The organism is Streptomyces sedi, from assembly GCF_006335015.1.
Lineage (GTDB): Bacteria > Actinomycetota > Actinomycetes > Streptomycetales > Streptomycetaceae > Streptomyces > Streptomyces sedi.
The window spans coordinates 1-12,605 of record NZ_VDGT01000015.1 but is presented as its reverse complement, the minus strand read 5'-3'; the positions used below and the strand labels follow the sequence as shown (position 1 = coordinate 12,605).

10 protein-coding genes are annotated in these 12,605 nt (G+C 73.8%); 5 read left to right on the top strand and 5 right to left on the bottom strand.

Annotated elements, in window-relative coordinates; translation table 11 throughout:
* Positions 1–51: 51 nt before the first annotated feature.
* From FH715_RS19045 to FH715_RS19030, 4 genes are all read left to right on the top strand, one after another.
* Positions 52–2,499, top strand: a complete 2,448-nt coding sequence (locus tag FH715_RS19045) for a bifunctional SulP family inorganic anion transporter/carbonic anhydrase (RefSeq protein WP_139646936.1) — start codon at positions 52–54, stop codon at positions 2,497–2,499.
* Between the two features lie 208 nt (positions 2,500–2,707).
* Complete coding sequence (gene acs / locus FH715_RS19040) at positions 2,708–4,669, top strand: acetate--CoA ligase (protein ID WP_139646934.1); 1,962 nt, start codon at positions 2,708–2,710, stop codon at positions 4,667–4,669.
* A 231-nt stretch (positions 4,670–4,900) separates the two neighbouring features.
* Positions 4,901–5,389: a phage holin family protein gene (locus tag FH715_RS19035; RefSeq protein WP_139646932.1), complete on the top strand. Its 489-nt coding sequence runs from the start codon at positions 4,901–4,903 to the stop codon at positions 5,387–5,389.
* Entirely contained in the window at positions 5,386–6,321 is a 936-nt protein-coding gene (locus FH715_RS19030; protein WP_139646930.1) for an alpha/beta fold hydrolase, read from the top strand. Before FH715_RS19035 ends, FH715_RS19030 begins: the two co-directional genes overlap by 4 nt.
* Before the next feature lie 453 nt (positions 6,322–6,774).
* On the opposite strand, the gene FH715_RS19020 is transcribed toward FH715_RS19030, so the two are convergent.
* The 3 genes from FH715_RS19020 to nth form a co-directional block, all read right to left on the bottom strand.
* Positions 6,775–7,962 carry a MarP family serine protease gene (locus tag FH715_RS19020; RefSeq protein WP_139646927.1) on the bottom strand — a complete coding sequence of 396 codons (1,188 nt, stop codon included), beginning with the start codon at positions 7,960–7,962 and terminating at the stop codon, positions 6,775–6,777.
* Between the two features lie 31 nt (positions 7,963–7,993).
* Entirely contained in the window at positions 7,994–8,632 is a 639-nt protein-coding gene (locus FH715_RS19015) for an NUDIX hydrolase (protein ID WP_246108852.1), read from the bottom strand.
* 141 nt (positions 8,633–8,773) lie between these two features.
* Entirely contained in the window at positions 8,774–9,646 is an 873-nt protein-coding gene (gene nth, locus FH715_RS19010) for an endonuclease III (RefSeq protein ID WP_425472745.1), read from the bottom strand.
* A 278-nt stretch (positions 9,647–9,924) separates the two neighbouring features.
* Here nth and FH715_RS19005 point away from each other — a divergent pair, with 278 nt between their 5' ends.
* A complete protein-coding gene (locus FH715_RS19005; RefSeq protein WP_097231687.1) occupies positions 9,925–10,599 on the top strand; it encodes a Crp/Fnr family transcriptional regulator in 675 nt (224 codons plus the stop codon).
* A gap of 112 nt (positions 10,600–10,711) precedes the next feature.
* Here the strand turns inward: FH715_RS19005 and FH715_RS19000 are convergent, their stop codons facing one another.
* The gene (locus FH715_RS19000; RefSeq protein WP_139646923.1) at positions 10,712–11,560 is read right to left on the bottom strand and encodes an MBL fold metallo-hydrolase; all 849 of its coding nucleotides are present in this window, start codon (positions 11,558–11,560) and stop codon (positions 10,712–10,714) included.
* On the bottom strand, positions 11,557–12,414 hold the full coding sequence (locus tag FH715_RS18995) for an NUDIX hydrolase (protein WP_139646921.1): 858 nt from the start codon (positions 12,412–12,414) through the stop codon (positions 11,557–11,559). Before FH715_RS18995 ends, FH715_RS19000 begins: the two co-directional genes overlap by 4 nt.
* Positions 12,415–12,605: the final 191 nt, after the last annotated feature.

The following is a 12,605-nucleotide window of genomic DNA, read 5'->3' as shown; positions in this document are numbered from 1 at the left end:
CTTAGCTCCTGTAACTCCGGGGTTCTCGCCCCTCACGGACGGAGACGGAAGATGTCCGCCTGCGCCCCCACTCCCGATTCGACCCAGCCCGAGCCGGCTTCCCCGGCCCCCGCCTCCTCACCGTCCGGATGGTCGGGCTTCCGCTCGCCGTTCGTTCGCCACCGCGCGGATCTCTCCGCTTCGGTCTCGGTCTTCCTGATCGCCCTGCCGCTCTCCCTCGGCATCGCGCTGGCCACGGGCGCACCGCTCCAGGCGGGGCTCGTCGCCGCGGCGGTCGGCGGCATCGTGGTGGGGCTGCTGGGCGGCGCGCCGCTCCAGGTCAGCGGCCCGGCCGCGGGCCTGACGGTCATCACGGCCGACCTGATCCACCAGTACGGCTGGCGCACCACCTGCGCCATCACCGCGCTCGCCGGCCTGACCCAACTCGCGCTCTCCGCCCTGCGGGTGGCCAGGTCGGCGCTGGTCGTCAGCCCGGCGATCGTGCACGGGATGCTGGCGGGCATCGGCGCCACCATCGCGCTCTCCCAGCTGCACATCGTGCTGGGCGGAGACCCGGAGAGCTCCGCCCTGGACAACCTGGCGGATCTGCCGCGCCAGTTGTCCGATCCGCAGCTGACCTCGCTCTCGGTGGGCGCGCTGGTGGTGGCGGTGCTGCTGCTCTGGCCACGGTTGCCAGGGCGGGCGGGGAGCCTGGTCCGCAAGGCGGCGCCGGCGGCGCTCGCGGCCGTGGTGCTGGCGACGTTCCTCTCCTGGTCCCTCTCCCTCGACGTCTCCCGCGTCGACCTGCCGTCCTGGAGCAGCCACGCGCTGCCCCGGATGCCGGAGGGGCCCGTGCTCGGGCTGTTGGCGGCCGTGCTGACGATCACGCTGGTCGCGAGCGTGGAGTCGCTGCTGTCCGCGGTCGCGGTCGACAAGCTGGCGGCGGCGAGACAGCGGGCCGGCGGGCCGCGCGTGCCCCGGGCCGACCTCGACCGGGAGCTACGCGGCCAGGGCGTCGCCAACATGGTCTCCGGCTCCCTCGGCGGACTGCCGGTCACCGGCGTCGCCGTGCGCAGCTCGGCCAACGTGGCGGCTGGCGCGGTCTCCCGGCGCTCCACGATCCTGCACGGCTGCTGGGTACTGGTGGCCACGGGGCTGCTGGTGGGGGTGCTGGAGCTGATCCCGCTCGGCGCCCTGGCCGCGCTGGTGATGGTGGTCGGCGTGCAGATGGTCAACATCACGCACATCCGCAGCGTGACCCGCCACCGCGAGGTCGCCGTCTACGTGGCCACGGCGGTCGGGGTGACGGCCTTCGGGGTGCTGGAGGGCGTCGGGATCGGCATCCTCGCCGCCGTCGCGGTGGCGCTGCACCGGCTGACGCACACCGGCATCAGCCAGGAGTCGCTGCCGGACGGCGGACACCGGGTGCGCGTCCGGGGGCAGTTGACGTTTCTCGCGGTGCCCAGGCTGTCGCGGGTGCTCGGGCAGCTGCCGGAGCGGGAGCGGGTGGTCGTCGAGTTGGAGGGCACCTTCGTCGACCATGCCGCGTTCGAGACGCTGCACGACTGGCGGGCGTCCCATCTGGCGCAGGGCGGCACGGTGGAGCTGCCGGCCGGGCTGGGGCTGCCGGGGAGCGCGGCGCCCTCCGCGGCGGCGCCGCACCGCTGCCACCCGTGGCAGTCCTGGCGCAACCACCGGGACGTGGTCCACGGCGATGCGCCGGTCCCGGCGCCGTCGAGCGGGTCGCCGGACCTGCTTCTCGGTGGGCTGCGCGCCTTCCAGAGCATGACGGCGCCGATGGTGCGCGAGGAGCTGGCGCGGCTGGCGCGCGAGGGGCAACGGCCCGGACAGCTCTTTCTGACCTGCGCCGACTCCCGCCTGGTCACCAGCATGATCACCTCAAGCGGACCGGGCGACCTCTTCACCGTGCGGAACATCGGGAATCTGGTGCCGCCTCCCGGGGCCGACTCAGGCGACGACTCGGTGGGCGCCGCGATCGAGTACGCGCTCACCGAGCTGGGGGTCACCACCCTCACGGTCTGCGGCCACTCGGGATGCGGGGCGATGCGCGCCCTGCGGTCGGTGGACCGGGAGCGCGGGATGCTGCCCGAGGGACCGCTCGGCCGTTGGCTCGCCCACGCCGGCCCCAGCCTGGAGCGGCTGCGCTCGGGGCCGCCGTCCCGGATCGACCACGGGGAGCGCTCCGGGGAGACACCGGGCGGCGGGGCCCGGGAGGGGGAAGGCCCCGAGGAGACCGAGTTGGAGGCGCTCTGCCTGGCCAACGTGGTGCAGCAGTTGGAGCATCTCGCGGGGCATCCGTCGGTGGCCCAGCGGCTGGCCGAGGGCACGCTCCGCCTGCGCGGGATGTACTTCCACGTCGGGCTGGCCCAGATCTATGTGCTGGATCGGGAGGAGGGGCGGCCCCCCGTCTTCACCGCGGTCCGGCCGGAGCACGGGGGCGAGGAGGTGCTGGGCGTTCCGGTGAACGGTGCGGCGGAGCCCGTTCGTCGCAGCGGTTGACCGTTCATCGCGCGGAGATCGAATGGCCTTGTCAAAGGAAGGTGGGACTGATGGGGTGTGCCGTGGGACACAACTGACGCCGCGCGGGTGACTGCCATGTGCGACGGGCGCTTGGCCGTCGGTCCCGGCCGCCCCTCGTTCGCCCACGTCACCCCTCGGCGGTGGCGACATCGGCCGCTCACCATGGCGGGGCGGACAAGGAGGCGTTGTGAGTAACGAGAGCCTGGCCAACCTCATGACGGAGACCCGGAGGTTCGCGCCCCCGGCCGAGGTGACGGCGGCAGCCAATGTGACCGCCGCCGCCTACGAGGCGGCAGCCGAGGATCGCCTGGAGTACTGGGCGGAGCAGGCTCGCCGGTTGAGTTGGGAGCAGGAGCCCACCGAGACCCTGGACTGGTCCAACCCGCCCTTCGCCAAGTGGTTCGCCGACGGCCGGTTGAACGTCGCCTACAACTGCGTCGACCGCCATGTCGAGGCCGGCAACGGGGACCGGGTCGCCATTCACTTCGAGGGCGAGCCCGGCGACTCCCGTGCGATCACCTATGCCGAGTTGCAGCGCGAGGTCTCCCAGGCGGCGCACGCGTTGACCGAGTTGGGGGTGGCCACCGGCGACCGGGTGGCCATCTACATGCCGATGATCCCCGAGGCCGTCATCGCGATGCTGGCCTGCGCGCGGATCGGGGCGCCGCACTCGGTGGTCTTCGGCGCGTTCTCCGCCGACGCGCTGGCCACCCGGATCGAGGACGCGGACGCCCGGGTGGTGATCACCTCCGACGGCGGCTACCGCAGGGGCGCGCCGTCCGCGTTGAAGCCCGCCGTGGACGAGGCCCTGACCCGCCCCGGCGCCGCCCGGGTGCGGAACGTGCTGGTGGTGCGCCGCACCGGTCAGGACGTTCCCTGGACCGAGGGCCGGGACCTGTGGTGGCACGAGACGGTGGGCCGGCAGCCCGAGGAGCACACGCCGGAGGCGTTCGACGCCGAGCATCCGCTCTTCATCCTCTACACCTCGGGCACCACGGGGAAGCCGAAGGGCATCCTGCACACCACCGGCGGCTATCTGACGCAGGTCGCCTACACCCATCACGCGGTCTTCGACCTCAAGCCGGAGACCGACGTCTACTGGTGCACCGCCGACATCGGCTGGGTCACCGGGCACTCGTACATCGTCTACGGCCCGCTGGCCAACGGCGCGACGGAGGTGCTCTACGAGGGCACGCCCAACACCCCGCACAACGGCCGCTGGTGGGAGATCGTCGAGAAGTACGGCGTGACCCTGCTCTACACCGCGCCCACCGCGATCCGCACCTGCATGAAGTGGGGCGACGACGTACCGGCCGGGTTCAACCTCTCCAGCCTGCGGGTGCTCGGTTCGGTGGGCGAGCCGATCAACCCGGAGGCGTGGGTCTGGTACCGGGAGCACATCGGCGGCGGTCGCACCCCCGTCGTCGACACCTGGTGGCAGACCGAGACGGGCGCGATGATGATCAGCCCGCTGCCGGGAGTGACGTTGGCGAAGCCGGGGTCGGCGCAGACCCCGCTGCCGGGGATCAGCGCGACGGTGGTGGACGACGACGGGAACGAGGTGGCCAACGGCTCGGGCGGCTATCTGACGCTGACCGAGCCCTGGCCGTCGATGCTCCGCACCATCTGGGGCGACGACCAGCGGTTCCTCGACACCTACTGGTCCCGTTTCGAGGGCCGGTACTTCGCCGGGGACGGCGCGAAGAAGGACGCCGACGGCGACATCTGGCTGCTGGGCCGGGTCGACGACGTGATGCTGGTCTCCGGCCACAACATCTCGACGACCGAGGTCGAGTCCGCGCTGGTCAGCCACCCCCGCATCGCGGAGGCCGCGGTCGTCGGGGCCACCGACCCGCAGACCACTCAGGCGATCTGCGCGTTCGTCATCCTGCGGGGCGGCGCTCCCCAGGAGGAGGGGCTGGTCGAGGAGTTGCGGGCGCACGTCTCCAAGGAGTTGGGGCCGATCGCCAAGCCGAAGCGCATCCTGGCGGTGGACGAGCTGCCGAAGACGCGCTCCGGCAAGATCATGCGGCGGCTGCTGCGGGACATCGCGGAGAACCGCGAACTGGGCGACGTCACCACGCTGACCGACCCGGCGGTGATGGACCTGATCCAGAGCAAGCTGCCCTCCGCGCCCTCGGAGGACTGACCGTCAGCCGCCGCCCGTTCTCCTCCCCGTCCACACGGGAGTGAGCGGGTTTCGGACGGCGTGCCGCGCGTTGGAGCGCATAGGGGCGCCCGATCGTTGATCGGGCGCCCCTATACCATCTGTGGCATCCCTCCCGGGGGCGACGAGGTGTCGCGACGGACGCACCACCATGGCACCACTACTGTCACGTGCACCTACCGCAACCACGCCAGGAGAGAAAGTGAGAACGCGATGAGCGCAGCCGACGAGGGCCGCAGCCTCGGAGAGTTGGTCGCCTCGGCGACCGGCGAGCTGTCCGGTCTGGTCCACGACGAGATCGCCCTCGCCAAGGCGGAGATCCGACAGGACGTCAAACGCGCCCTCTTCGGGAGCGTGGCCGGGGTGGTGGCGGCCGGGCTGGTCGTCTTCGCCGTGCCGCTGCTGAGCTTCGCGCTGGCGTTCTGGCTGCGGAACTGGTGGGACCTGCCGCTGGCCATCGCCTGTCTGATCGTCGCCGGCATCTATCTGGTGCTGGCGCTGCTGATGGCGCTGTGGGCGAAGCGCAAGTTGGGGAAGATCTCGCCGCCGGAGCGGTCCATCCGTTCCGCCAAGGAGTCGGCGACCGTGCTCTCCCGGGCCAAGCCGCGCCCGCGTGACGGGGACTCCGACGAGGCCGCCGGTGCGGCCGAGACCTCCGAAGCGCGCGCCGTGGCCGGCGACCGCGCCGGCTCGTCCGCATGACTCACGCCGACCACTCCGGGATGCGTTCCTCGGTGATCCTGCGGGACGGGCCGTGGACGCATCGCGATGTCGCGGCCAACGGCGCGCGGTTCCATATCGCCGAGACGGGCGAGGGGCCGCTGGTGCTGCTGGTGCACGGGTTCCCCCAGTTCTGGTGGACCTGGCGGCACCAGCTGACGGCGCTGGCCGAGGCCGGGTTCCGGGCCGTGGCCATGGACCTGCGGGGCATCGGCGGCAGCGACCGCACTCCGCGCGGCTACGACCCGGCCAATCTGGCGCTCGACGTGACGGGCGTGATCCGTTCCCTCGGGGAGCCCGACGCGGCGCTGGTCGGGCACGACCTCGGCGGCTATCTGGCGTGGACGGCGGCCGTGATGCGGCCCAAGCTGGTGCGGCGGCTGGTGGTCTCCTCGATGCCGCACCCGCGGAGCTGGCGCGCCGCGCTGCTGCGCGACCCCCGGCAGACGGCGGCCAGCCGCTATGTGTGGGGCTTCCAGCGCCCCTGGCTGCCGGAGCGTCAGCTGGTCGCGGACGAGGGCGCGCTGGTGGGGCGGCTGATGCGGGAGTGGTCGGGACCGCGTCAGCCGGAGCCGGCCGACGTGCGGGTGTACCGGCAGGCGATGTGCGTGCCCTCCACGGCGAACTGCGCCGTCGAGCCGTACCGCTGGCTGGTGCGTTCGATCGTGCGTCCCGACGGGGTGCAGTTCAACCGGCGGATGAAGCGGCCGGTGCTGGTGCCCACGCTCCATCTGCACGGTTCCCTCGATCCCGTGGTGCGCACCCGTAGCTCGGCCGGCTCGGGGGAGTACGTGGAGGCGCCGTACCGCTGGCGGCTCTTCGACGGCCTGGGGCACTTCCCGCACGAGGAGGACCCGGACGCGTTCAGCGGCGAGCTGATCGACTGGCTGCGCGATCCCGAGCCGGACCGCTGACGGACACCGCTGGGTGTCCCTGGCGCCTCCCGCGTCGCCTTTCTCCCTCGTGTCACCGTTTCGTCAACGCGCCGTAGACCGCTGGTCCACGCGCGGTTGACGGCGCGTCGGGGCCGTTGGCAACTGCCAGTCGCATACGCCCGTGGACTTCGCGAATCTGGGTTACTGACCTTGGAGCACGGGCAGGGACGTGTTATGGGCTGGACGCGCGAATACCGTGACGTGGCACGTGAACCAAGCGGCAATGGGGCCGCCACCCGGGTGCGAGGCACCGCTCGCGACTTCCGGGGTGGCCCGTTGCCCGACACGGAGATCAGATTTCCCGATATCCTCCGCCGCCGCGCGCGCTGGGTCAGCGCTCGTCTGCGGCATCCGCGCGGCTGAGTCCCACGCTCCGCGCCGAGCACTCGACACCACAGCGAGCCGAGCACCCCCACACGCACCGAACGGCCGTCATGCCGGCGCGCAGCGCCCGGTGTCCACCGGTCGTTCGGCGGTGCGCCCGCGGGCGGCCGTCTCCCGTACCTCTTCGGAGGTCAGCGCGTACCCCGTGCTGTCCTCGTCGAGGGAGCGGGCGAAGACCACCCCCAGCACCTCGCCTTCGGGCGACAGCAGCGGGCCGCCGGAGTTGCCCGGGCGAATGGTGGTGTGGAGGGAGTACACCTCCCGGTTGACCATGTCGCCGCGGTAGATGTCCGGGCCCCTGGCCCGGTAGCGGTCCCGGACGCGGGCCGACCCGACCTCGTACGGGCCGCCCTCGGGGAACCCGACGACCACGGCTCCCTCCGCCGACTCGGCCGCCCGCGCGCTGAACGGCAGGGCGGGCGAGGGCAGGTTCGGCACGTCGATGACGGCGAGGTCGCGCAGCGGGTCGAAGAGCACGACCTCGCCGGGGAACCGCTGCCCGAGCCCGCCGACGCGCACCAGCGGCGCGCCCACACCGCCGACGACGTGCGCGTTGGTCATCACCTTCCCGGGAGCGAAGACGAAACCGGTGCCCTCCAGGGTGCGCCCGCAGCCGGGCGCCGACCCCTCGATCCGCACCACCGAGCGCCAGACGCCGCTCAGCGCGGGCGCGTCGACCAGCTCCGGGTCGGGCGGCGGGACGCGGGTGATCGGCTCGGTGCCGATCGGCGCGGCCAGCCCGCGCGGGGCGCCGGGCGCCAGCACGCCGCTCAGCTCCCCCGCCCACCCCTCGGCCTGGGCCGGCAGCGCGCGGGAGACCCCGAAGAGGACGCGGGAGGAACGGAGTTCGCTGCCGAGCGTGCCGGAGGTGACCAGCGTCAGCGCGGAGCCGAAGAGCCACGCGACGAGCAGCAGCGCCAACGCGTGCACGAGCGCCCCGCCGGCCGCGTCGACGGCGCGGGCCGCCGGCCAGGTGACCAGCGCGCGCAGCCGGGCGCCGAGCAGCGTCGCCGCGGCCTGCCCGACGACCGCGGCCGAGCCCAGCAGCACCAGCCCGGCGGCGGCGCCGGCGGTGCCCGTTCCCTCGGGCCAGAGCAGGGTCAGCGCGCGGGTCGCCAGCAGCACTCCGGTGAGCAGGCCGACCGCCGAGCAGACGCCGAGCAGCAGCCCCCGGCCATGGCCGATGACCGCGAGCGAGCCGGCGGCCAGCAGCAGCGAGACGTCGAGGACGTTCACCCGGCCACGTTCTCACGGGGCCGGGCGCGGCTCACGCCGAGTGGTCCAACGGGAGCACGCGCCCGTCGTCCCAGGGCCTCTCCCAGCCGCCGTAGTGCAGCAGCCGGTCGATCACCCCGGCGGTGAAGCCCCAGACCAGGGTGTCGGCGACGTCGAAGCAGGGCCCCCGGTAGCCGCTGGGGTGCAGCGCGGTGCCCCGGTGCGCCGGGTCGCACAGCCGGGCCAGCGGAACGGTGAAGACCCGCGCGGTCTCGGCCGGGTCCTGCGGGGCGACGGGGGTCGGCTTGCGCCACCAGGCCAGCACGGGGGAGACCACGAAGCGGCTGACCGGGATGTAGAGCCGGGGCAGCGTGGCGAAGATCCGCACGCCCGCCGGGTCGAGCCCGGTCTCCTCCTCGGCCTCGCGCAGCGCGGCCCGCCAGGGCCCGGCGCCCTCCGGGTCGCCGTCCTCCGGGTCCAGGGCGCCGCCGGGGAACGAGGCCTGGCCGGCGTGCTGGCGCAGGCTGCTGGCCCGCTCCAGCAGCAGCAGCTCGGGGCCGGACTCGCCCTCGCCGAAGAGCACCAGCACCGCCGAGGGGCGCCCGCCGTCGGGCGGCGGCAGAAAGGTGCTGAGCTGGCGCGGCTCGATGGTGCGCGCGGCCTCCGCCAACGGGCGAAGCCACTCGGGCAGCTCGTCGCGCGCGGCGGCGTCGGGCGGGGCCGGGGAGCCGGCCGGGCCGGCGGGGTGGGGGTGGGGGTCGGCGGGGTGGGGGCTGGTCAAGAGCGGGCTCCCTGGGCAGAGGTGGAGGGGCGGCGGGCGGGCGCGGTGCGGTCAGGCCCCGTCCACTCGGGTGCCCAGGGGCGGCGCGGGCCGGCCCGGGTAGTCGGCCGGCGGCTTCAGCCGCTGCCCCGGCTGACCGCCCATCTCGTACTTCAGGAGCTTCCTCGCCTTGTCCGGATCGGTCTCGCCCTCGCCGAACGACGGGCAGAGATGGGCGATCGGGCAGGCGCCACAGGCGGGCTTGCGGCTGTGGCAGATCCGGCGGCCGTGGAAGATCACCCGGTGCGACAGGGTGGTCCAGTCCTTCCTGGGGAAGATCTCGGCCACTTCCGCCTCGATCTTCACCGGGTCCTCCTGCTCGGTCCACCTCCACCGGCGCACCAGCCGCTGGAAGTGGGTGTCCACCGTGATCCCGGGGCGGCCGTACGCGTTCCCCAGGACCACGTGCGCGGTCTTGCGGCCCACGCCCGGCAGCGTCACCAGGTCCTCCAGGCGGCCGGGGACCTCGCCGCCGAAGCGGTCGCGCAGCTCGGTGGAGAGGCCGATCAGCGAGCGGGCCTTGTTCCTGAAGAAGCCGGTGGGGCGGATCAGCTCCTCCAGCACCGACGGGTCCGCGGCGGCCAGGTCCTCGGGGGTGGGGTAGGCGGCGAAGAGCTTGGGCGTCGTCTGGTTGACCCGCAGGTCGGTGGTCTGCGCGGAGAGGACCGTGGCGACCAGCAGCTGGAACGGGTCGTCGAAGTCCAACTCGGGGTGGGCGTAGTAGTACACCTCGCCCAGCGCGCGGTAGGTCCTGCGCGCCCGGCGCACCATGGCCAGCCGGCTCTCGCCCTTCGCGCCGGCGCCCCCTCCGCGGCCCGCCGGGGACGGGGTCACCCGCCCGGCCGCGCCCTGTTCGCCCTCAGCGGAATCCTGCCGTGCGTTCACCCGGGTGGCCCTCGCTTTCTCCCGCTCCACCGCACGCGCGCCCGCGTCCGCTGGCCACCCGGCCAGCGTAAACGGGAGGGCCGACATTCGCCCCGCCCTCCGGCCATTCGCCCACCGAACGGGCCCCTGCCGTGGGCCGGTACGCACCGGTGCGTCAGACTTGTACCCGCTGGCCACGCCGGGACGTCCGGCATGATGAGAAGGTCAAATCGTTCCCCGGCGCCCGGCCGGGGGGCTGGAAGACCACCGGCCCTCGCGGCCGACAAGGAGAGGAACCCGTGGACGACGTACTGCGGCGTGCCCCGCTCTTCGCGGCACTCGACGACGAGCAGGCCGCCGAGCTGCGCGCTTCCATGACCGAGGCCACGCTCGCCCGTGGCGACACCCTCTTCCACGAGGGTGACCCCGGCGACCGGCTCTATGTCGTCACCGAGGGCAAGGTGAAGCTGCACCGCACCTCGCCCGACGGCCGGGAGAACATGCTGGCCGTCCTCGGCCCCGGCGAGCTGATCGGCGAGCTGTCGCTCTTCGACCCGGGCCCGCGCACCGCCACCGCCACCGCGGTCACCGAGGTCCGGCTGCTCGGCCTGGGCCACGGCGACCTCCAGCCCTGGCTCAGCACCCGGCCCGAGGTCGCGTCCGCGCTGCTGCGCGCGGTGGCCCGCCGGCTGCGGCGCACCAACGACAGCATGTCCGACCTGGTCTTCTCCGACGTGCCCGGACGCGTCGCCAAGGCGCTGCTCGACCTCTCCCGCCGCTTCGGCGTGCAGTCGGAGGAGGGCATCCACGTGGTGCACGACCTGACCCAGGAGGAGCTGGCCCAGCTGGTGGGCGCCTCCCGCGAGACGGTCAACAAGGCACTGGCGGACTTCGCGGCCCGGGGCTGGCTGCGTCTTGAGGCCCGCGCGGTGATCCTGCTGGACATCGAGCGCCTGGCGCGGCGCTCGCGCTGACGTTTCACGCTGGCGTTTCGCGCTGACGTTTCGTGCCGGCGCTCGTGCCGGCGTTTCGCGCTGACACTCGTGCCGGCGCTCGTGCTGACGTTTCGTGCCGGCGCGTGGTTTCTCAGTCGCGCGCCGGCGGCGGCGTGCCGTGTCGCCGCAGATGGTCGAGTTGGGCGCGGACGGAGAGTTCCGCCGCCGGCCACAGCGCCGGATCGACGGCGGCGTAGACGTCGGCGACCACCTGTTCCGGCGTGGTCAGACCGCGGGCCACCGCCTCCTCCACCTGGGCGAGACGCTCCGCGCGATGAGCGAGATAGTGGTCGATCGCGCCCTGCGCGTCGGCGAGCACCGGCCCGTGGCCGGGCAGCACGGTGTGCGCGCCCGCCTCGCCCTCGGTGAGGGAACGCAGCCGACGCAACGAGTCCAGGTAGTCGCCGAGCCTGCCGTCCGGATGAGCCACCAGGGTGGTGCCCCGGCCCAGCACGGTGTCGCCGGTCAACAGGGCGCCGTCGGCCGGCAGATGGAACGACAGCGAGTCCCCCGTGTGCCCCGGGGTCGCGACCACCCGCAGCTCGATGCCGCCGGTGGTGACCACGTCGCCGTCGCCCAGTCCCTCGTCGCCGAGCCGCAACGCCGGGTCCAGCGCCCTGACCGGAGCGCCCGTCAGCTCGGCGAACCGGACGGCGCCCTCCGCGTGGTCCGGATGGCCGTGGGTCAGCAGCACCAGGTCGACGCGTTGGCCGCGCGCGGTCACGGCGTCGCGCACGGCACGCAGATGCCCCTCATCGAGGGGGCCGGGGTCGACGACGACCGCGCGTGCGGCATCGGGCTCGGCGAGGATCCAGGTGTTGGTGCCGTCCAGGGTCATCGGGGAGGCGTTCGGCGCCAGCACGGAGCTGGCGCGTGTGGTGATCCGGCCCCTGGGGGCCGCGCCGCTGGGCCGCCCCGGGGGCGTCGCCGCGCCGGTCACCGGCCGCTCACCCGCTTCTCGAACTCCTCGTGGCCCGGCCAGCTCAGCACCACCTCGTCACCGACCAGGGTGGCGCGGGCGAGCACCGGCGCCAGGTCGTGGTCGGCGGCGCCGGCCAGCGCCTCGGCCGCCGTGCGGTGCGGCAGCAGCTGGCGGAGGGTGGCGGCGGTGGGCGGCATCATCACCATCTCGCCCCGGTCGAAGCCGGCGACCGCCTCGGCCGCCGACAGCCAGGCGGCGTGGTCGGCCTCCGTCGAGGCGTTCCTGGTGCGCTGCCCCGGCGGCAGGGCGGCGGCATAGAACCAGGTGTCGTAACGGCGGCTCTCGAACTCCGGGGTGACCCAACGCGCCCACGGCCGCAGCAGGTCGCCGCGCGGCACCAGGGAGCGGCGGGCGAGGAACGCGCTGAACGACAGCTCGCGGGCGACCAGGGCGCGGCGGTCGGCCTCCCAGTCGTCGCCGGTGACGTCGGCGACGAGGCTGTGCTCGTCGGGGCCGGCGAGCAACACGCCGGCCTCCTCGAAGAGTTCGCGCAACGCGGCGAGGGCTGTGACGTCGGGGGGCGTGCCGTTGCCGCGGGCGGCGACGCTGTCGCCGTCGCGGGGGTCGACGCCGCCGCCGGGGTAGGCGTAGGCGCCGCCGGCGAACGCCATCGAACGGCGTCGGCGCAGCAGGAACACCTCGGGCCCCGGGCCTTCGGCTCCGTCCGCCGGGTCGCGCAGCAACAGCACGGTGGCGGCCGGGCGGGCGGGAACGGGCGTCAGTTCGCCCCTGGCCAGGGCACGGATGCGGTCCGGCCACTCGGCGGGGAACCACTGTCCGGTGGGGGGCGTGTCTCCGCTGGTCGTTGCCATGGCGGGGATGCTACGCGCGAAGCGGGTGTTTCTGGCAGGGGTGCCTTGCCGGCGGGGGCCGGTTCGACCACCCGCCTTGTCGGTACGGCGCCGTCGTCGTCTGACCGCCCACACGGATGCACCGCGCAGTTCCCCGCGCCCCCCAGGCCGCCACCGGCCCAACGCGAAACCGCGCCTGACTGCCGAACGCC